Annotated in this window: 17 protein-coding genes; 8 read left to right on the top strand and 9 right to left on the bottom strand. The window is 39.7% G+C overall.

The window, feature by feature from the left end:
* Positions 1-116: 116 nt before the first annotated feature.
* Positions 117-713, bottom strand: a complete 597-nt coding sequence (locus RMY00_RS11485; protein WP_118168372.1) for a glyoxalase-like domain protein — start codon at positions 711-713, stop codon at positions 117-119.
* A gap of 196 nt (positions 714-909) precedes the next feature.
* Here RMY00_RS11485 and RMY00_RS11480 point away from each other — a divergent pair, with 196 nt between their 5' ends.
* A complete protein-coding gene (locus RMY00_RS11480) occupies positions 910-1,539 on the top strand; it encodes a sigma-70 family RNA polymerase sigma factor (protein ID WP_322647666.1) in 630 nt (209 codons plus the stop codon).
* 97 nt (positions 1,540-1,636) lie between these two features.
* Positions 1,637-2,719 (top strand): tetratricopeptide repeat protein, encoded by a 1,083-nt coding sequence (locus RMY00_RS11475; RefSeq protein ID WP_322647665.1) that lies wholly within the window; start codon positions 1,637-1,639, stop codon positions 2,717-2,719.
* 236 nt (positions 2,720-2,955) lie between these two features.
* On the opposite strand, the gene RMY00_RS11470 is transcribed toward RMY00_RS11475, so the two are convergent.
* Positions 2,956-3,687, bottom strand: coding sequence for a hypothetical protein (locus RMY00_RS11470; RefSeq protein ID WP_322647664.1), 732 nt, complete (start codon positions 3,685-3,687; stop codon positions 2,956-2,958).
* A 403-nt stretch (positions 3,688-4,090) separates the two neighbouring features.
* On the bottom strand, positions 4,091-5,557 hold the full coding sequence (locus tag RMY00_RS11465; protein ID WP_322647663.1) for a sensor histidine kinase: 1,467 nt from the start codon (positions 5,555-5,557) through the stop codon (positions 4,091-4,093).
* A gap of 445 nt (positions 5,558-6,002) precedes the next feature.
* Here RMY00_RS11465 and RMY00_RS11460 point away from each other — a divergent pair, with 445 nt between their 5' ends.
* Positions 6,003-8,495 (top strand): hypothetical protein, encoded by a 2,493-nt coding sequence (locus tag RMY00_RS11460; RefSeq protein ID WP_322647662.1) that lies wholly within the window; start codon positions 6,003-6,005, stop codon positions 8,493-8,495.
* Positions 8,496-8,669: 174 nt separating this feature from the next.
* On the opposite strand, the gene RMY00_RS11455 is transcribed toward RMY00_RS11460, so the two are convergent.
* Positions 8,670-9,071: a hypothetical protein gene (locus RMY00_RS11455; protein WP_322647661.1), complete on the bottom strand. Its 402-nt coding sequence runs from the start codon at positions 9,069-9,071 to the stop codon at positions 8,670-8,672.
* A 620-nt stretch (positions 9,072-9,691) separates the two neighbouring features.
* Positions 9,692-10,096: a hypothetical protein gene (locus tag RMY00_RS11450; RefSeq protein WP_322647660.1), complete on the bottom strand. Its 405-nt coding sequence runs from the start codon at positions 10,094-10,096 to the stop codon at positions 9,692-9,694.
* Positions 10,097-10,809: 713 nt separating this feature from the next.
* On the opposite strand from RMY00_RS11450, the gene ppk1 reads away from it, so the two are divergent.
* Both ppk1 and RMY00_RS11440 read left to right on the top strand, forming a co-directional pair.
* Positions 10,810-12,990 carry a polyphosphate kinase 1 gene (ppk1, locus tag RMY00_RS11445; protein WP_322647659.1) on the top strand — a complete coding sequence of 727 codons (2,181 nt, stop codon included), beginning with the start codon at positions 10,810-10,812 and terminating at the stop codon, positions 12,988-12,990.
* Positions 12,991-13,180: 190 nt separating this feature from the next.
* Positions 13,181-13,597 carry a response regulator transcription factor gene (locus RMY00_RS11440; RefSeq protein ID WP_322647658.1) on the top strand — a complete coding sequence of 139 codons (417 nt, stop codon included), beginning with the start codon at positions 13,181-13,183 and terminating at the stop codon, positions 13,595-13,597.
* Positions 13,598-13,726: 129 nt separating this feature from the next.
* Here RMY00_RS11440 and RMY00_RS11435 read toward each other — a convergent pair whose 3' ends face one another.
* The gene (locus tag RMY00_RS11435; protein ID WP_322647657.1) at positions 13,727-13,900 is read right to left on the bottom strand and encodes a hypothetical protein; all 174 of its coding nucleotides are present in this window, start codon (positions 13,898-13,900) and stop codon (positions 13,727-13,729) included.
* A 274-nt stretch (positions 13,901-14,174) separates the two neighbouring features.
* Between RMY00_RS11435 and RMY00_RS11430 the strand changes: the two genes are divergently transcribed.
* The gene (locus tag RMY00_RS11430; protein ID WP_322647656.1) at positions 14,175-14,744 is read left to right on the top strand and encodes a DUF2854 domain-containing protein; all 570 of its coding nucleotides are present in this window, start codon (positions 14,175-14,177) and stop codon (positions 14,742-14,744) included.
* A gap of 333 nt (positions 14,745-15,077) precedes the next feature.
* Here the strand turns inward: RMY00_RS11430 and RMY00_RS11425 are convergent, their stop codons facing one another.
* Complete coding sequence (locus tag RMY00_RS11425) at positions 15,078-15,338, bottom strand: chlororespiratory reduction protein 7 (RefSeq protein ID WP_322647655.1); 261 nt, start codon at positions 15,336-15,338, stop codon at positions 15,078-15,080.
* A gap of 593 nt (positions 15,339-15,931) precedes the next feature.
* Here RMY00_RS11425 and RMY00_RS11420 point away from each other — a divergent pair.
* A complete protein-coding gene (locus tag RMY00_RS11420; RefSeq protein WP_322647654.1) occupies positions 15,932-16,132 on the top strand; it encodes a hypothetical protein in 201 nt (66 codons plus the stop codon).
* Positions 16,120-17,145: a PleD family two-component system response regulator gene (locus tag RMY00_RS11415; RefSeq protein ID WP_322647653.1), complete on the top strand. Its 1,026-nt coding sequence runs from the start codon at positions 16,120-16,122 to the stop codon at positions 17,143-17,145. Before RMY00_RS11420 ends, RMY00_RS11415 begins: the two co-directional genes overlap by 13 nt.
* A 57-nt stretch (positions 17,146-17,202) precedes the next feature.
* On the opposite strand, the gene RMY00_RS11410 is transcribed toward RMY00_RS11415, so the two are convergent.
* Both RMY00_RS11410 and RMY00_RS11405 read right to left on the bottom strand, forming a co-directional pair.
* Positions 17,203-18,408 carry a histidine kinase gene (locus RMY00_RS11410; RefSeq protein ID WP_322647652.1) on the bottom strand — a complete coding sequence of 402 codons (1,206 nt, stop codon included), beginning with the start codon at positions 18,406-18,408 and terminating at the stop codon, positions 17,203-17,205.
* Between the two features lie 1,118 nt (positions 18,409-19,526).
* Positions 19,527-20,284, bottom strand: a protein-coding gene (locus RMY00_RS11405; protein WP_322647651.1) for an IS5 family transposase whose coding sequence is annotated in 2 segments (ribosomal slippage) — positions 19,527-19,946 and positions 19,949-20,284 — 756 coding nt in all. Because the reading frame shifts where the segments join, the coding sequence is not laid out codon by codon here.
* Between the last annotated feature and the right edge of the window lie 23 nt (positions 20,285-20,307).

Below are 20,307 nucleotides of genomic sequence, written 5' to 3'. Positions count from 1 at the left end.
ATAATCAATCGTAGAGCGATGCCTACGGCGGCAAGCTACGCTTCACCTACTATAGAAAAAATATTGGGTGGAGCTACGCACCCCACCCAACCTAAAATAATCTAAAAATCTAATAACTAATTTGCTACTTCAGCCACCTCAATAACCCGCCCTTCATAGTCCTTGACCAAAAAATTCAGGGGCTTTTGGTTGCGAATCTTGAATTTCAAACCGCGCACTTCGACTCGCATTAAAATCATTTCCAGGCAATCGTGATCGAAACAAACGTGGCGTTGCTGATTTTTGCTACCTAAACTCGCCCCAGTAATGACATGTAGCTGGGTGTTTTTCTTCAATTGATACCACAGCCCATCATTGGCATTATTCATCATTTTACTAGACAAGCTCGGCCCAGTAGACATATATAGTGGATCAATGCCAGTTGTGCCGATAGTTTGTTCGTAATTGTAGTAGTAGTGCAATGGCACCTCAGCTGCTGGCAAATCTAGCAGCCCTTCATACAACTGTCGAGCAATCTCCAAATCCGACACCATCACAGTGTGTACTTTTGGGGCACTGGTGAGAAACATCCACATTGCGCCAGCGTAAGCTGCTAGCAGCATCACCATAATGCCTTGAGTGGAGAACAGGCTATCTAAGGGCAGGGAAGGTAGAAAGGAGCCTAAGGTAAGGGGACTGAGCAGGAACGATATCACACTAACTGCTATAACCATGAACAAATAAGGATTCTATAAGGGAGTCGATTTTATGATTATCCATTAAGACTAAAATTAAGTCTTTGTTTCTAGTTTATCAATATTCAAGTAGTCTGAGTTGGGGCTACAAATTGGTCAACACCAAGATATTATGCGATTAATTACAGGAGTGCAATTCCCAAAACTATTTTAACAACTATCCATTGAAAGGCTTATGCAAATTCCTCATTTCCCGGAAGCTAATCACCCTCTGGTGAAGTCGCTGTTCCATCACAGTGACCATGAACTACTGACTCTGTTTCAGCAAAATCCAGATGCCGGAAAGTACTTCACGGTGATTTTTTGCCGTTATAGTCCCATAGTTTATACCTTAATTCGGCATTCGGCGCGATCGCCTGTGCAGGCAGATTATCTGTTTGCCCTCACCTGGCGACATATCTACTATGAACTCGGTGGACTAAATTTAACTGACTCCGAATCAGGTAAGGAAGCCCTAACCATGCAAAATTGGTTAATTAATATGACAGCTTTCTGTATTAACGAGATTAAAGTACCACCCACAGAAGCAATTCATTATTCTCTGCAAGCGACTTCGCCGCCGCTATGGTGCTATGTACAACAGGCATTAGACCAACTACCACCTGTTTTGCGATTAATTGTGTTAATGGTTCAAACTTTCCACTGGAGCGAAACTAGAATCGCCGCCTATCTGCAAGCCGAAGGAGAAGCGATCGCACCAAGCGAAGTAGCCGATTTTCTCCAGGAAGGCTATCGTATGCTAGAGGACAAATTACCCACAGATATCCGCGCTATATACTTCGGGGAAGATTTAGCGCAATCATAAATTAAGTATAAATGCGTATATTTTTTGTCTTCAATTAAAAAATTAAAACTTTTTCTTAGACCTTCTACTTAAACCCGCAACTTTAAGGGTAATTTTTATGAAACAACGGCTTGTATTTCCCAGGCAAAAGTTAGGCTTAATTTGTGTAGGTGCGATTTCTCGTCCCCAAATATTGTTACAAAGTTTTTTACTGTTTACTTTTTTGCTGAGTCCCATAGTTGCGAGTGCAGCTGATATTACCCAACAACTCCACCGCCCTTTAAATAGTTCCGTTGGGCGACAATCAAGAGATGAAGCAGATAGCTTGCTGAGTATCGGTGAAAAACAATACGCTTCAGGATATGCCGATAAAACAATTACCTCTTGCTTGCGGGCATTGGAATTATATCACTCAATTGGCGACCTGAAAGCACAAGGTCTAACTTACAATTTGCTTGCGAAGGCTTATGTGCAACTTGGTAGTTTAAAAGAAGCGGAAGATGCTTTAAGAAGAGGATTAGCGATCGCTCGTGATACTAAAGACTTCCAATCTCAGGTTTTTGTACTAAATAATCTCGGTACATTTTTCCTGCAACAAGGAGAATTTGCTGCTGCCAGCAATTTTGTTGAAGATGCACTCACAATTGCTCACCATGTCAAAAACATTGAAGGAGAAGGACTATCTTTGAGCAATTTAGGTTTAGTAACTGCCAGGTTGGGAGATTATAACAAGGCGATTAAATTGTATGAAAATGCTTTAATCTTCCGCCGTCAGACTGGCGATGCCATCGGTGAAGCAAATACTTTGAATAATTTAGGAGATGCTTACTTAGCATCTGGAAATTATCAGGATACCATTGGCAGTTATGGAACAGCAATGCAGATAGCAAAAACTAACCGCGATCGCACTAATGAATTACGGGCAATTGACGGTTTAGTTACTGCTCACACTGCTGTCGGACGTTACGAACGGGCTTTTGATTTACTAGAGCAACGTTTAGCAATCGCTAAAGAATTGCAAAATTTGCGAGAAGAATTAAAATCTTTTGAGTCTTACGCTCAGTTATACAAACAACAAGGTAATTATTTAACTGCCCGCAATTTTTACGAAAGGGCAATTATACTGGCGCGGACATTGGAAGATAGCAAACAAGAAGTGCAATTGCTGGATCAGCTAACTAAAATGCTTCAGCGCAAGTAGCAATCATTCAATTTTAGATTTTGAATTTTGGATTGAAAGAGAAATCTAAAATTGGCAGAATTCACTCTTTAATTAATGTGAATTTGACGGCTCATATCATGTTCGCCAAATTACCCATAATAAAAGAACCTCTCCTCCAACACCTCTTGCAACAAAGGCTTCCCTTTCCGAGTTACAGAGGGACAGATTTGAACTTTAGTTCAAGTCAGGGAGAGGTTCATCGAACTCACGTTTAATTAATTCAAAAACACTGAACCGTTTCGGTCGATTCTCATAGTACTTCTACCCTGTGCTGCATTCGTGGCTTCCTTAAATCTAACTTCCAAGGTTCCTGTCTCTGAAGAAGGCTGTGGAGTTACTATCAACTGTCCGCCATCTTCGCGTTCAAATGTCACTGTTACTGGTGCCTTTAGACCTTGCAATGTTACATAAGATTTACCTTGTAGCGATCGCGGTGCTGTATCGCCAATTACTTGGTAGGTTACATTAGCCGCAGTGTCATTTTCCAACCTGACATTAACAGTACCATTTGCTAGTGCGATCGTAGTGGTGGGGGTTTGCCGTGGTTCTAGTTGTTGTTGATCGGTGGAAACCGCCCCTGTTGAAGGCTGCTGACTTTGATTGTTTGGTGCTGGCTGTGATGGTGTGACTCCTGGTTGTGGAGCTTCACCACCTACACCCACTTTTGTTTGCTCTTGTAATGGGGTAGCTGGGACGGGAAGAAGCCCTTGAGCAGCTAGTCTTTGTGTTAGCGCATTTGGAGGACATCCTTGTGGTACAACAACCTGACTATTATGTGGTTCTTCGTAGAAAATTCTAGGACATGGGTTAACCTTGGGAGTAGATTGTTGTGTTACTGATTGTTGTGCTAGTGCTTGAGGAATTGCTGGCAAAGTGATTAGTAATCCACCGCATATAGCACCAAGTAACTCAGCAGACTTGCGAAAACTTTGAAACTTCATATTCATTTTTAACTCCTAATAAAATTCAATTTGTCTTTCTTTAAAAGAAAACTTTCTCAAACAACAAGTTTAATTACAGCATTTTGTAACTAAATTTTGTAACTAAATAAAGTACAGAACTAAGGATTTAAAAATCAAATTATTCTTCTGCCTCTTGCCTCCTGCCTTTTGCCTCCTGCCTCAAAACCAGTAACTTTGTTGTACCTCATGCAAAAGAAACTGCTGTAGCAGTTAATATATGCAATTTGAATGTAGAACAGCTTACTAATTAATCAGCTAAAGTATCAACAATATAAATATGATGTTAGTAAGCAATTCAAATACTGAATATTGCAACTGTTGCTATATAAATTAGTAAATAAATTCACTTTTCTGCATCTATCACAGGAAACAAAAATTTCTTACCGAATTAAGACTCAAGATTTATTGGTAAGGTGACAGTGAATGTAGTGCCAATGCCTTGAGTACTTTCAACTTGAATATGACCTTGGTGATGTTCGACAATAGCTTGAGCGATCGCTAATCCTAATCCTGAACCAGTAGCACTAGCTGTAGCTGTATTCCCAGTTGTATGAGTCCGTGCCGGATCTACCCGATAAAAGCGGTCAAATAAGCGTGGTAGTGCTTCTGCTGGAATTCCAACACCAGTATCACTCACTTTAACTTGCAACTGGGCGCTGGTATAACGTAGTCCAGAAACGCGATTTATTCCCTCTATCCGCGCCAATTCAACTTTCACTCGTCCACCTGCTGGAGTGTAATGCAAGGCGTTAGCAATTAAATTTGTGAACAAGCGCACTAGTTGATCCCAATTGCCCACAAGGGTAAACCAATTTTCCAGTAATTCCGGGCTAGTTTCGGAGGCGGGAGGGTCAACTAAGTCTAGAGAAAGAGCAATTTTTTTTTCAGGGAGTAACAATTGTTGTTCTGCAACCACCTCCATCAACAAAGCGTCTAGCGGACAAAGTGAAAAAATATCTTTGCTAATACCACTATCCTGTCGTGCTAAGAACAGTAAGTCATTAACTAACTTACCCAAACGCTGCGTTAACCGTTCCACCACCTTTAACTGTTGCCGATACTGCAAAGAATTATTCGTTTCTGACTCTGCTAAATCTAAGTCAGTAAGGGCGACTTGTACATTTGTTTGAATTAAAGTAATAGGACTTCTAAGTTCATGAGAAGCATCAGCAGTAAATTGTTTGAGGCGTTGATAAGACTCCCTTACAGGTTCCATTGCTTTACCCGAAAGAAACCAACCACTTGCGCCCACAGAAAGCACCATTAACCCAATACCTAGTGCCAAATCAAAAATTAACTGGCGACTGGGTTTAGTGACTTCAAACCAAGGATGACTAACACGCAGATATCCTAATACTTGCCGCCCTACTTCCACCCGTTGTGTCACTTGACGCAATAATAGTGGGGAGTTAGGAGTGAGGAGTTTATCATCTTTGCCTTTTTCTTTCTCGCCCTTAACTACGCGCACAGTTTCACCAGTGCGGTTGGCATGAATAGGAATATTTAGGGGTTCGGATAGCGTTGACCAAAGTAATTCACCAGTCGGACCAAACCATTCTAGGTCGATGTGGTCATCTTCTACGGTGTCGTTATTGTCACGGAAACTGGCTTCTAAATTATTAATGCGAAATTTATCTGAATCAGCATTAATCGGCTCAAATATGAGCTTAGATGCACAGGGGCTGGTTGTGAGACAACGCTCCACTATTTCTACTACATGGTTAAGAGTATCGTCAATGCGCTCAATTAGTGTACTACGGACGTATAAATAAACGCCACTAGCAAACAGTAGTAGTAATACGGCAGTAACGGCAGTGTACCAAATTGCAAGACGGCGGCGAGTAGCTTGAAACATAGTTATGAGTTGTGAATCTTAGTCCTTATTAAACAAATATGCCAGTAACAATGTTTTGTGAATTTATATTTTAGTCAACAGTAATAGTACTCAAAAGTATAAGGTGATTTTGATTGAATGTAGGAATTATACTGATGTCTGTTAAATGTTAAGACGGTTACAGTCTGTTTACAGTATATTTACTAATTTTATTGCCCAAATTGAAGTACATATTAAACGTAAACATAGGCAAAGTTTAATAAAAATAACTCACGATTAGTTAGCTTAATTAGGAGTTATAAGATTTGCCTTTATTAAGTATGTTTACACAAAATGAGATTACTGCAAACATACTTTTTTATTATTTTACTTTTTTTAAATGATTAATATTCTTTGCACTTTACTGAAAATGCAACACGCACTTTACTGAAAATGCAACACGAAAATAGAGGCATAAAGCTAAATTATGAAAAAAATAGTTTATCTAGTTTTTAATAAAGTTTTAGCCTTACCTATTTTTATAATAAAAATTATATTTTTTATTAATACATTTGCCATTGCTTCCGAGTTAAATATTCCAAATAAGTTTAAAACACCAGAATTACCTTCAAAGGATGAAGTTGAATTAAAGCAGGATTATGGGAATTTTGATAATCAGCCAAAAGTAACAGATTTAGCACTGAAAAATAGCAAATCTCAAGCTACTTTCCCTGAAAAATCGGTGCAAAATGAGGTTATACCAAACTTACCTGAAGTTATTTCAAATAATCCTCATGAAATTAGTGTTTCGGAGCTAGGCAATAAGCTAACATTTCCAAAAACCCAAACCCCGCAAAACTTGCCCCTAGTTGCAGAATTAGACGAGAAACCATTAATACAAAATTCTCAAGAAACTCTGCCAACTGATCCAAATTACAAGATACCGCCGAGGATTGCTCCTAACGAGCGAATTAACCCATTTACAACTACTCTACCACTGAATGGCATACCCATTAGCCACTTAACAAAATGGGAGCTTTTTGGAGGTAGCGGTTTTGGAGACGATCGCAACGTTACATTCGATGTTAATGGAATCTTTAAACTAAATAGCCGAATTCAGGAGAATTTAACTAGAAATAATATTTATACGGTAGACCAAAAAGGTACTTACTTACAACTACAAACGGTTAGACAATCTAGAAAAGTGACAGTTCTGAAGAAAGAACCACAAACTCTATTTGGCACACAAATCCAAATGAGTTTGACTGCTTCTTGTCTTTTTCCAGGAACTTCTTCTGACAAACAATGTACGTACACCCCTGGTTTAGTAACTGACAAAAATAGTATTGATCCTAACTTTTTTGTTCCAACTCGCATTGTTCAAACTGCTAATGTAGGTGATGTGGTAACTCCCGAATCTTTGGCAGTTATGAGTTTACCTGGCTTTCAAATGGGAGCAAATGGCCAAAAATTTGGTGTAGATTTTTACTTTCCTAATGCTGGGACTTTGCCTGGTAATACCCAAGGGAATACACCTTTTTACACTAGAAAAGAAAATATTGATAATACGCCAGCAACTTTTTATTCGACAGTTAGACAAGTTGTCAGAGCGAATGATAAAAAAGCTGTTATTGGTCGAACAATTCGCGGTTATGGATTTATCTTAAATGATGACAATACACTACTTAATTCAGCTTTGCAATTAGGTAATTTTATTTTACCTGATGCTAATCCGCAACTCCAAGGAGGGGCAAATCCGGTCAATCCAAATATTAACAAAAATTTATTTTTAGCTGCAAATAATACTAGGCTTCCTGTAAATAGCTTTACCTTTTATCATGCTGGTATTGGACAAGCAAAAAGCCCAGCAGCAAATATAACAAGTTTAAATCAAGTTCCTAGTGGAAATTTTAATAGTATCTGGTTTGGAATTTCACCAGTTATACTCCGCAGAATTGATTCAGTTGTTCGTTATGAACCTACTGGGCCTCGTAGGATGTTGGCAGAGGCGGGTGCTGAAGGAGGAGTTAACTCAAATGTTGCTGTAGCGTCTATTGTGAATGGTGAAGTTTATTCTCCTGCGACTCTGCAAAATTTTTATACGCAAATTTATTTAGAAGACTTTGTACAAGATGTAAATTTTGCTAACGGCAGCAGACTCACGGAAAAGACGGTTTATTACCCACATATTAGCTTTAGTGGAAATATCACAGGATCATCAGATGTTTTCAGATATTATGCAGGTGTAATTACTGGAGACACAATTAAAGCTTATCTTGGCGGAGACTTTAGTCACAGGACATCAAGCGGTTGGACTTATTCGGCAGGAGGCATCGGTTATGTCAACCCAGATCGTGATTACTATAGTCAACTAGTAGGTAGTATTACAAAAAAAATACCCTTAAGTAAGACTAACAATCTTGTTTTTTCAACCGGATTAAATTATGCTATTGACCAAGATACTAGAATCGGTAGAACTATAAGTATTAGTCCTGCTAGTTCTCTTACACTAGGAGCAAGGGCAAATATTGGCCCTGTTTCTTTTGGGTTAGTTAACTATTTTGGTGATATTTTACCTAATTCAATAGAAAATACGCTTTTAGCTGACTTTGAAATTAGGTTCAGTGAAAATTTTCGATTGTCAGCGTATTATACGCCCATTAATGAAAGTATTAGTCGTTCTCGGTATGGAGCTAGGGCGCAGTGGAAAATGGGCAAACAATACAATAGTCCAACGCTAAGTCTGTCTTGGAGTAATAATGACTATGATTATGGCAGAGACTTGGTTGGAAATAACTTCAATGTCACAGAAAACGTCTTCACCGTGTTGTTTAAATTAGGAGACCCGCCTAATCCTTTTGACCAACAAACTGCTGAACGATTAAGGAGAGGAATCGATCAAGGGGTTGAACAGTTAGAAATACAACGCAACAGACAAGACGTGGAAGAGCAAAAACCGCAACCAATACCACCTAGATAGATTTAGCAACAAAAGAAAAGTTTTGGACGAATAGAATTTGCTACTACACAAACATAGACGCTTTGCGGCTTCCCGCAGGGTAGTCCATCTCCGTGGACTAATTCAAATCAAGGGTTTTGAACCTGCGGAGGCAGGTTTTGTCTGTATAGCCGCGACTTCTAGTCGCCAGGGCTTCTAAAACTTGATAAGTTCGTCACCACTGGTAGTCCCGATTTTGATTGTGGTATTGGAACTGAACTGATTAATCTGTGCAGTGCCTAGTGCTGTATCTGGTGTGCCGACGATTTGAGCAGTTGCGGGATTTCCTAAATTAGTTATGGTAATTGCACCAGCAGAACCTAGCGCATAGGCGGAATTGGCAATACCACTAGTGGCATTAGGAGCATTAAATGCGGCGGCGGCGGCGTCATTTTTGCCAGTTGCAGCAGATTGAGCTACTCCAGTGACGACACCAGATCCGAGTGTGAATGCTACTGCTCCAGCAGCACCACCTTCTCCAGCTATAGCTATAGAATTTATGCCAAATGTGCTAGTAACAACAGTAAACAATAATGCTATTTGACGTGTCGAATTCATACTTATTATTCATTGTTGGTTAATTAAGCAAAATACTTAGATTAGCCATAGCAATCTGTCTATAAATTGCGAACTGCTCATTTATAGAAATACTATATGGTCATCTTGCTTTTTGCTAATTCAATGAATATAGCTGATAACAATACGGTGATTTTCACTTACTTTGTCAAGAAATCTATAAGTTTTTACTAGCAATGATAAAGGTGTTATAAATAAGATTAGGTTGAGTGAAATATTTATGTTGTTTCTTTGACTTTGCATTGCGTGAAATGCAGAGTTTGTTCAGGCGCGATGAACCATGTCTCTAAATAATAGACATTTCCGAAAAATATGGGTGATATTGATAAGTTAGAAATAGTTTACAATAACCTTAGTCCAGCTAGATTTAGATTTTTTTACGATTCATAATTTTGTTTTTTCCAAATTATTGTTTAGAGAGTTTTTTGAATATGATGTCACACAAATAAACAAAGGCTGCTTTTGCAGCCTTTACGTATTTATTTCCAGGCTTACAGCTACTGGAGTATGTTTGCAAACTTGGTATACACCCTTAAGATAATCTTTTGATTCAATTTGACTACCTAAATGTGTCTTAGCTCAACCGAAAATTAGGTTGTAGCCTATGGAGCAGGAGTACCAAGGGTTACAACACTATTAGGAGAAGTAGTACCAATTTGGATTGTTGCATTACCACCCAAGGTGTTAGTTTCATTAAGGGCAGTAGAAGTTGCACCTTTGATACTGGCTGTTGCTGGTTCTCCTATACTTTCCAAAGTAATCAGACCGCCAGAACCTAGAGCATAGGCAGCGTTTGGAATACCTTCAGCACCCTGAAATGCGGCGGCAGCAGCATCATTTCTACCGACCGCAGCAGCTACAGCAACACCTGTTACTTTATTATCACTATCAATTGTAAATGCAGCAGCACCAGCAGCGCCAGCTTCACCAGCCATAGCTCCAGAAGCTAGACTAAAAACACTAGTAGCAGCAACTAAAGCGATCGCAAATTTTGTGTTGAATTTCATAATTAAAAGCTCCTTTGTCCATTTAAAAAAATAATCGCTGAACAAATCTATCAAATGCCATTCAAACCGAAGTTTTTAGGTAGTCGTCAAGTTGTTGCTGACCTAATCAATTTATCCCTCATTCCTTGATATTGAGATTAGAGAATTTACTTAAAAATGGTATCAATATTTATTGAGTCTATAAAAAAAGTAAATATTGGGTTGCGTATAAAATATTAATGGCAATTTTATTAGCTATAATCAAAGTCCATATCCATGTTCTTTTACTCAGTCAATCCTTAGATGGTATTTGTAGCAATATTTACTAATACTTGTCTTTTGAAAAACTAAATCTAACAAGCACCATAGGTATGGTTTTAGACTGCATTTAATACAAAATTATTATGTAAACTGCACTTAATAATTAGTCGAAAATTTTCATAATACTCAGGTTATATCTTTACCAAATCTTAAGCGCATCTTTAAAATTAACATGCTATTAACAACGATTTTAATCTCTGGACTTATAGCAGTTTTTATCTGGATGCAACGCATTTTAGGGTAGTAGTGCTGTGCTACCCTACGAAAAATCTGTATTTTGCACGATTGAAATAGTCTGTAAAAAATGGCTATGGCAAACTATCCGCCTCAGCGTAACGCTCAAGCCCCATTTAATTTACTATGTTTATTGTCCCCCAGCTAAATGGGCTACTTCTGCCTGCCTTTAAGTCATTATGGCGAAATCTAAAAAAAGCTCTACCCCCATCAATTTAAACGATCCACAATATTATCTTAACCGTGAGTTAAGCTGGCTAGAGTTTAATGCCAGGGTATTACATGAAGCCTGTGACGAGCGCACGCCACTTCTAGAACGCTTAAAGTTTTTGGGAATATTCAACTCTAATTTGGATGAGTTTTTCATGGTACGGGTTGCTGGTTTAAAGCAACAAGTAGAGGCGAAAGTTAGCCTGTTGACTCCTGATGGTCGGACACCACAACAACAGTTAGACGATATTAGGTCTACCCTCACTCCTCTTGTAAAGAAAGAGCATCAGCATTTTGAGCAAGTACTTCGTCCCCTACTAACAAATCATGGCATCTATATCTTAGATTACATAGATTTGAATCAAAAACAGAAGACTCATCTCAACAGTTATTTTGAAGAACAAGTCTTTCCTGTTTTGACTCCTCTGGCTGTTGATCCTAGTCATCCCTTTCCTTTCATTTCCAATCTCAGTCTGAATCTGGCTGTTGTGGTCAAAAACCCAGACACCGAAGAAGAATTATTTGCCAGAGTTAAAGTTCCCAATCTGCTACCACGATTTTTAGCAATACCGCCAGAATTGGGAGATCAGCACAAAGACAAACCTGTAAACTGGACTGGTGTACCTTTAGAACAAGCGATCGCTCATAACTTGGAATCTCTATTTCCAGGGATGAATATTCAAGAATATCATCCGTTCCGCATTACTCGTGATGCCGATTTGGTCTTAGAAGAAGATGAAGCAGATGATTTATTGTTAGCCATCGAACAGGAATTGCGAAAACGGCGCTTGGGTGGAAGTCCAGTCCGGTTAGAACTTCAATCCCAGACTCCTGAAATAGTGCGATCGCGATTATTGCATGATTTGGAATTAACAGAAAGCGATCTCTACGAAGTAGATGGTCTTTTGGGACTGCGGGATTTAATGTATTTTATGTCCTTGCCATTGCCAGAACTCAAAGATCCACCACGCCAATCTGTTGTACCATTACGTTTGCAAAGACTCAGGGAACCGAGTTTAGATCCAGATACGCTGGAGACAGATGAAGGAAAAGACTTTTTTGCTGTAATTCGGGAAAAGGATTTGCTAGTACACCATCCCTATCAATCCTTTTCGGCTACAGTAGTACGCTTTATTACCTATGCCGCCTACGATCCGGATGTGTTAGCCATCAAGATGACCCTTTACCGCACTTCTGGCGACTCGCCCATCGTCAACGCCTTAATTGCCGCCGCCGAAAATGGCAAACAGATATCCGTACTGGTGGAATTAAAAGCGCGATTTGATGAGGAAAATAATATTTACTGGGCAAAACGACTAGAAAGAGTTGGGGTTCATGTTGTCTATGGTTTAGTGGGACTGAAAACCCACAGTAAAACCGTCATGGTGGTACGGCGCGAAAAAGACCGGATACGCCGATATGTGCATATTGGTACAGGTAACTATAACCCCAAAACGGCACGCCTGTACACAGATTTGGGATTGTTCAGTTGCCGTGAAGAATTAGGTGCTGACATTACAGATTTATTTAATTTCTTGACCGGATACTCTCTGCAAAAGTCTTATCGAGAGTTGCTAGTTGCGCCTGTGAATATGCGCGATCGCTTTTTGGCACTAATTCACCGCGAAATCGAAAATGTTCAAAATGGATTTTCTGGACGCATTGTTGCCAAAATGAATTCCCTAGTCGATCCAGAAATTATTGCCACTTTATACGAAGCCTCCCGCGCCGGGGTGCAAATCGACTTAATTATTAGGGGCGTTTGCTGTTTGCGTCCAGGACTCAAAGACATTAGTGAAAACATTCGCATAATCAGCATTGTCGGTCGCTTTTTAGAACACTCTCGGATTTATTATTTTCATAACAATACACAAGAAGAAATCTATATCGGCAGTGCCGACTGGATGCGCCGCAATTTAGACCGCCGAGTGGAAGTAATTACCCCAGTCAAAGACCCAGATATTGCCAAAGATTTGCAAGAAATTATGGGAATTATGCTCGCAGATAATCGCCAAGCTTGGGAATTACAAGCCGATGGCACTTACATTCAACGGCGTCCTTATGATGATTCTCCAGAAGCTAATTCACAAAAAATTCTCATAAATATGGCATTACGTTCAACTGGTGTAGCCTCAAACCTGATTGATTAAAAATAAGTTACTTTTACCTTGACAACTAGCTCAACTTAGTTTTTTTATAAAACTTGATTTTTTTGAGAAGTCATCTAAGTTGTTTGTCATGGGTTCACACAAGTTATTCAACCATAGGATAGAGTTAGTGCTGGCATTTGTTCCCATAGACTAGAGAGGCTGTTCTGAAATAATTTCGTCTTTCCCCTCAATGTTAATGTTATCCTGTGAGCTTTCTACCTTGCGTGTTCTAGTAGTTGATGACCACGAGCTGACTCGTTTAACCTTACAATTAGTTTTTTCTTGCCAAGAAAATATTCAAGTAGTAGGTTTAGCCAGTAATGGTGAAGAAGCTATAGAAATGGTTAAACGTTGCCATCCTGACGTAATTGTTTTAGATTTACAGATGCCAGTTATGGATGGCTGGAGTGCGTCTAGTCACATTAAAGCTATATCTCCCAATACCCAGATCCTTGCTTACTCCTCAGTGGAAGACGTGAATTTTCAGGGGACAAAAGCAATGTCTAGCTTTGATGATATTTGCAAGAAAGATGTACCTACAAAGGAACTTATTGCGTTAGTTAGGCAGCTAGGTAAGCGTGCAGGAGATGATTCAGTTGCAGGATAAATGATACAGCTATGTTGCTTCGCCAACTAACACTTAGTTGAATTCTGGGGATTTGAAGACATGATAATACTAAGGAGCGTCAGTTTAACCTGAAGTTGACGGTTAAACCGACGCAATTTTCGATAATTTTTACTCTACCGCGATCGTGCGTCTAAATTCATCAATTAATTCATCCAGTTCTTCCAAAGCCTGATTTACGTCAACTCTCAAAGTTCCCAAATTTGGTTGCTCAAGTAGACCTAACAGGTACTCGCGTTTGCTTTGAACTGCGGCAATTCGTTCTTTTATAGTCTGTAAATCCATTATTTTTTCCTATCTTTAACTACCTTTAAATTTTAAGTTAACTCAAAATCCAGCATTCTGGGGCAATAATACGCCCTTACTAGTCTACTACACAAACTTTGTGGCTTAGAAAAAGGAAAGCAGAACCCCTTGACTTCTTAGCGTGTCAATCTTGGTCTGGCTATTTTAAGTTGGTTGAATACCACTGTTTAGGAACGATGTTCTTCCCTAATTTGTTACTCATAGCCGATGATAATAAAACTGAGGTATTCAGAATTTATATTAATTTAAGCTCATGCTACGCAACATCTCTTTGGGAACACTCGGTTTAACTATCGGCGGCATATTAACCATTATGGGCTTCGTCGCTTATGGTGCTGATAATGCCACATTAAATCTTGTCGGATTTTTTTACGGGATTCCTCTATTCTTGGGAGGATTAGCGCTGAAAGCTAATGAACTCAAGCCAGTGCCCTTTACTCAAACTACGTCACCGTCAGCATTGATATTGCGAGAACAGCAAGCAACTGACACCCAAACTAAAATTCGCAAAGACATCACCCGATATTGTTACGGTCAAGATGCTCATCTAGATACAACACTTTCTTTTTTGGGTTTGAGTCCTTCAGATCAGGAACGACCAACAGTCACAGGCTTGCGAGAAACAGAAGTCAATGGTAACTATGCTTTAATTTTAGAATTTGATTCACCGCTAATACCAATTGATGTCTGGCAACAAAAGCAGGAAAAAATGACCAACTATTTTGGCCCTGGATTGGAGGTTCAAATAACGCAGCCATCTGAAAACAAAATTGAGCTAGCACTGATCAATACTCAAAAAGAGTCACTAGTCACTAGTCAATAGTCAAGAACGGAAATTCTTGTTATCCAAACTTGATTCTTTTATGTATCAATCCTGAATCAAACGCGCAGATCCCGAATTATCAAAGAAGTTGGGGATCTGCCAATATGATTCGGATAAGCAGGGTGAGCAGAGCAGGAAAGAGGATATTTTTGAGTAATTTTTCTCTTATCTGCTTCCAATACTGCGTAGTTAAGCCTAAAAAATAATTCCAATGTAAGTTAGGTTGATGAACAAAACCTAACATTCTCAGGACTTTGTTGGGTAACGCTTAAGTTCAATCCAACCTACAAATCTAATGTCTGTTATACTATTTCTTAATCGCTAACTAAAAAGTTACTTTTCTAAACGAACTGCATACCATTGCAAATATTGCCCAGGAGCAATATCTAATTCGCAAGTGGTGTCAAGTAAATATTGTGCTTGAGCTTCCGCAGTATCAAACTTTTGCAAGTCAGGCGGCAAATCTTGAATTACAAGTTGTTGGAGAGTTATTTTGAGCTTTTCTAATAACTCTGATTGTGTCAGAAATTGTTCTGGTTGATTTGTTTCTAGAACCACAAAGTGATCTTGCTGATACATTAATGAGTCTGGCATTTTGAATATTTAGTGAATGGAAAGAGGTTTGATTTTTGGTAAAAGGAAAATGGCAGCTTTATATGCTAATTCTAAATTAATTGTGAGATTTATCTATTCAATAAATCTTAATTTAGTATATCTAAATTTTATATAATATTATTTATTAATTCGGTGTATTTATTTTAGAATAAATAACTATAATTTTTATTTAGCTAGAATATATCTAAATAAAATGATAATTTTTAATTAATTATTTGATTAACCCAACATTAATTTACAAAAAATTTTTATTCTAAGGTAAATTTATATTCTATGTAATTATACTAGACATCTATAGCCCTTATCGAATAGACTAAATAAATTTGATCAAGTGATATTAATATTTAGTGTTAACTATCTTTATGAGCGCACTTTTGATTTTTGCTTTGCGCTGTATCTTTAGGTTTCTAAACCAACTACAGAATTAAATAAATAATCTATGGATTTGCAATTTTTTTAAAAATCGCAATTTAACTTTAACAATGGGGAAATATAAAAGTAACATTTCCTCTCCTAACCATAAATGAACAAAAAGGTAAGAATTGCCTTCGTGTTCCAATTATAGATTGTCTATGCAACTTAGTTATCTACCTCTTGCTTGGCTCAGTAACACAAGAGCCTCTATTGTCAAAAAACAGTTGATTGTGAAGCCAGATACACCTTTGCCGCAAATCCTGGCATTGCTAAAAAGAGCGATCGCCCCTATGCGATTGAGTTGCACAGCCTTTTTCAAGATAGTTCTGCAAGTGGAAGGCAACTCATGTCAGGCATAACCCCATTTTCTGTTCCTAAGCAACCACCACTGATTCTAGTAGCTGATGATGACAAGACCATCCGAGTATTGTTGCGTAAAGCTATGGAACAAGAAGGTTATCGAGTGGTCGAGGCCAATGATGGTAAGCAATGTTTAGATGCTTACGAGATTATCAAACCGGATATAGTTTTGCTAGATGCTGTCATGCCTGTGATGGATGGTTTTACCTGCTGTAAGCACTTGCTCCAGATTGCCAGGAATAATTTAATCTCAGCACTTGCAACTTTTGATACTGACTCTGGTCTGAATAATACTGTGATTTCCAAGATATGGGAGCGCACTCCCATATTGATGATCACATGCTTAGATGATGAAGAATCTGTAGACCGTGCTTTTGAAGCAGGGGCGACTGATTATGTAACTAAGCCAATTCACTGGCCTGTATTGCGCCAGCGATTGCGTCGCCTGCTACAGCAAGCGCAAGTCTACAAACAGTTAGAGGCGGCAAACGAAGCTTTACACCACCTCGCTAATGTAGATGGCTTAACTGAGTTGGCAAATCGTCGCCGTTTTGACGATTATCTCAATACTCAGTGGATTAATCTGGCACAAGAGGAATCTCCTCTATCAATGATTTTGTGTGATATCGACTATTTTAAATTTTATAACGATAAATATGGTCATCCGGCTGGAGATGTCTGTTTACAAAAGGTGGGTGCTTTATTAAGCCTCAAGGCACAAAAACATCAGGATTTAGTAGCGCGTTATGGTGGTGAAGAATTTGCTGTGATTATGCCATACACCCCTGCATCTGGCGCAGTTCACGTTGCCGCAGCAATACAAGAGGGAATCAAAGATTTGCAAATTGTTCACGATGGGTCTGCGGTGAGTCAGCATGTCACGCTAAGTATGGGCGTGGCTACTGTTGTGCCCACTTGGGAATCCTCTCCTTCAGATTTGATTGTGCGGGCAGATAAAGCACTTTACCAAGCAAAGACCGGGGGGCGCGATCGCTTTGTCTCAAGTTTTTAGAGACGCGATTAATCGCGTCTGTACAATGGTCATTAGTCATTAGTGAATGACCAATTTCTAAGAAGGATAAACTGGTAGTGTGAAGTGGAACCATGCTCCATTATTGGGGGCAGAATCTACCCAAATTTGACCATAATGTGCCAGGATGATGCGTTGGCATAAACAAAGACCAATCCCGTAACCTTCTGTACCTTCATCGCGTTGCAGGCGGAAGTGATTTTCAAAAATGCGATCGCGATTCTCTACAGGAATACCAGGCCCGGTATCGCCGATACTAAACTGAACTTTTTGGGTAGTGCGATGCAATCCGGCAATGCTAATCTTGCCACCTTCTGGGGTGTATTTGATGGCATTATCTAACAGATTCACTAGCACTTGGCGGATGCGTTCTGGGTCAGCATATACATAAGGCAAGTCATTAGGAATATCTGTTTCTACCTCTTGGGATTTGGCGGTGTAGCGATCGCACAATTCTTCTAGTACATCTAAGCACAGTTTCCCTAGCTGTAACTTTTGTGGTAAGATTGGAAACTCTGTATCTTTACCCCGACCTACTTCCAAAAGGTCAGCAATCATCCGGTCAATAACCTTAGTTTGATTGCGGGCTTGTTTTAATAAATGCGCCGTCATCGATGGCTTGAGGCGCTGGAATTGCCCCGTCTCTAAATTGTAATTAGCTTGGAGAGTTTCGATGGCGATCGCGGCAGCAGTTAGCGGATTGCGGAGATCGTGCGCCAGCATAGCAATCACCCGATCTTTAAACTGTAGCTGCTCTTGGAGATTATCTTTTTCCTGTTTCAAGCGAAAAATTTCGTCTGAGAGTCGAATTAGTTCCGCAGAAACAGCAACTGAACGGATAGTAGATTTGGGTGATGTCGCCCTAGCATTGTCGTCTATACGTTCTTGTAAGTCTTCCTGTACTTTTAAGTAGGTATCTACAGCAGCTTGCCAGCGAGGCCACCAGTTTTTTAATTGCGCTATGATATTACTCCCAGCTAAAACCTGTCGTGGTTCGGGATGGATTTTGATTAAAGCTGGCGTTGCTATCAATTTAAAGTGTTCTGCTAAGTAAGGTTGTTGTCCAACATCGATAGTTTCAACTTCAAAACTATACTCAGCCTGCAATTCTTTTAAGTAAGCACGGATTCGCTGCACTTGTTGTCGGGACTTGGGTCGTCCATCGACAAACAGTAGCAGCTGGAGTGGAGCCTCAGAATAAATAGGCTGATCCTGGGAAACTTGCATGTAATCGTGTTTCAGCACTGGTAACAACCTGGCGACGCTTTACAGAAAGTAAAATAGACTGACGGTTGTCGATGGTCGTTGTTCTTTTTTCAATTTAATATCTATTTTAGATTCTTAATACTCCTATCAGTTCTGCGTTTTTGACATCAGAGATATCTTTTTCACCCTTTTGCCCGGTTTTGGTTAACTTTATCTCCAAGAAACACCCAAGTTCTTTGAATATAAGTCTTAATTTGCCCTGAAGCAAAAATTCTCGCCAGAGCTAGCAGGTGAAAAGTTTAACACTGTGTCAATTCAAGTACTTGTTCAAAGCAAGTACTCACTTCAGCAAACGCAGATGCTAATTGTATCTAATCTATCAGCAAGTTGTTAACTGTTCAGACCAAGTTTGTAGAGGGCTTTCTCAACCGTCAGTGCATCAGATGAAGTGTCTTTTTCGCCTCTACCCAATCCTAGTAATGATTGGGAAAACAGTTACAGCTAAGTATGTACTGTCTCTATAAGTTGCGAAGCGCACCTTCTGTCCAGCCTTTCTACAAGAATCCCTACCCTATACCATAAGAACAGGGGATGGATTGCCAAAGAAAAAACTTTGGATAACATAAAGGCGATGCCTACGGCGGTAAACTACGCACTTTTAGAGAAAGCACTCACTGCTTTCAAGGCTGCCAAGAAACTCTTGATCATAGCATAAGTAACACTTTCCCCAGAAAATCAATTTAGAGATACTAGGGAAACTGCTTTGCTTTTCACCCCGGCCCCCAAAACCACAAACTTACGCTAAGTTTCTGAAATTGCTTAATAGTGGCATTTTTCACCTATTGCCTTATTCAGCTTACCATCGTCAGATGAATAATTTCCAGAATCGATTGTCAGCCGACGTTAGCGAACTTTATCTATTCCCCTCCTTGAGTGAGGCTAAAGGGGCCTTTAGTCTTAGTCTATCACTTCAGTTGCTTGGCGAACGCATTATAACTAGTGCATCTAAAAGAAGATTAAAGCTTGTACTAGCTACACTGTTCTTTGGTGAGTTAACAATCAGTTATCGGCTATGTCAACTGAATATTTCCAGAACTCTTTAAATTGCAGAGAAGTTAAAAGGTAAAGTTGGCTTGACACAGTACTAGAGCGTGTCATCAATTGAGCCAAATGACAGAAGCAGCCAGATAAATTGCACCTAGAAAGTTTGTAGCACGTTTGTCGTAGCGTGTTGCGATCGCTCGGTACTGCTTGAGTTTGGCAAAAAAGTTTTCAATGAGATGACGGGTGTATAAATCTCGGTCATAGTCACGAGGTCTGGTACGGTTGCGTTTGGGGGGAATCACTGCGGTTTTACCCAGAGACTCAAGTCGCTCAATGACTCGCTCATCGGCATCATAACTTTTATCTGCCAGTACTGTATCCGCCACAACAGTAGGTAGCAATTGGTCGGCTCCATCCAAGTCGCAGGCTTGCCCTGGCGTCAGGTAAAAGCTTAGTGGGTTGCCCAACGCATCCACTACAGCATGAATCTTGGTACTCAATCCACCCTTGCTGCGACCAATGGCTTCAGTAGATGGCTCCCCCCCTTTGCACCAGCACTATGCTGATGGGCGCGGACAATCGTGGAGTCAATCATCGCATATTCATTATCGGCATCGTCTGCCAAGTGCTGAAACACTCCTTCCCAAACCCCCGTTTTTGACCATCGGCTAAAACGAGTATGAATCACTCGGAAATCTCCAAATCGCTCTGGGAGGTCTCTCCAGGGTATCCCTGCCCGATAACGGTACAGTACTGCTTCCACAAACAACCGATTATCTCTTGCTGTCACTCCGACATACCCTTGTGTTCCGGGCAGTAAGTCTTTTATCCTCTCCCACTGGTCATCTCGTAGCGCATAACGTCGAGTCATTGTTTCTCTATTTGGCTTATCCC

Source organism: Nostoc sp. ChiVER01 (genome assembly GCF_034531155.1).
GTDB lineage: Bacteria > Cyanobacteriota > Cyanobacteriia > Cyanobacteriales > Nostocaceae > Nostoc.
The sequence above is the reverse complement of the archived record's forward strand: the minus strand, read 5'-3'. Positions and strand labels throughout refer to the sequence as shown.

Bases quoted from the DNA above. Each gene is read 5' to 3' on its own strand.
- RMY00_RS11485 (WP_118168372.1), bottom strand. From the start codon at position 713: ATGGTTATAGCAGTTAGTGTGATATCGTTCCTGCTCAGTCCCCTTACC.
- RMY00_RS11480 (WP_322647666.1), top strand. From the start codon at position 910: ATGCAAATTCCTCATTTCCCGGAAGCTAATCACCCTCTGGTGAAGTCG.
- RMY00_RS11475 (WP_322647665.1), top strand. From the start codon at position 1,637: ATGAAACAACGGCTTGTATTTCCCAGGCAAAAGTTAGGCTTAATTTGT.
- RMY00_RS11470 (WP_322647664.1), bottom strand. From the start codon at position 3,687: ATGAATATGAAGTTTCAAAGTTTTCGCAAGTCTGCTGAGTTACTTGGT.
- RMY00_RS11465 (WP_322647663.1), bottom strand. From the start codon at position 5,557: ATGTTTCAAGCTACTCGCCGCCGTCTTGCAATTTGGTACACTGCCGTT.
- RMY00_RS11460 (WP_322647662.1), top strand. From the start codon at position 6,003: ATGAAAAAAATAGTTTATCTAGTTTTTAATAAAGTTTTAGCCTTACCT.
- RMY00_RS11455 (WP_322647661.1), bottom strand. From the start codon at position 9,071: ATGAATTCGACACGTCAAATAGCATTATTGTTTACTGTTGTTACTAGC.
- RMY00_RS11450 (WP_322647660.1), bottom strand. From the start codon at position 10,096: ATGAAATTCAACACAAAATTTGCGATCGCTTTAGTTGCTGCTACTAGT.
- ppk1 (WP_322647659.1), top strand. From the start codon at position 10,810: ATGGCGAAATCTAAAAAAAGCTCTACCCCCATCAATTTAAACGATCCA.
- RMY00_RS11440 (WP_322647658.1), top strand. From the start codon at position 13,181: ATGTTAATGTTATCCTGTGAGCTTTCTACCTTGCGTGTTCTAGTAGTT.
- RMY00_RS11435 (WP_322647657.1), bottom strand. From the start codon at position 13,900: ATGGATTTACAGACTATAAAAGAACGAATTGCCGCAGTTCAAAGCAAA.
- RMY00_RS11430 (WP_322647656.1), top strand. From the start codon at position 14,175: ATGCTACGCAACATCTCTTTGGGAACACTCGGTTTAACTATCGGCGGC.
- RMY00_RS11425 (WP_322647655.1), bottom strand. From the start codon at position 15,338: ATGCCAGACTCATTAATGTATCAGCAAGATCACTTTGTGGTTCTAGAA.
- RMY00_RS11420 (WP_322647654.1), top strand. From the start codon at position 15,932: ATGCAACTTAGTTATCTACCTCTTGCTTGGCTCAGTAACACAAGAGCC.
- RMY00_RS11415 (WP_322647653.1), top strand. From the start codon at position 16,120: ATGTCAGGCATAACCCCATTTTCTGTTCCTAAGCAACCACCACTGATT.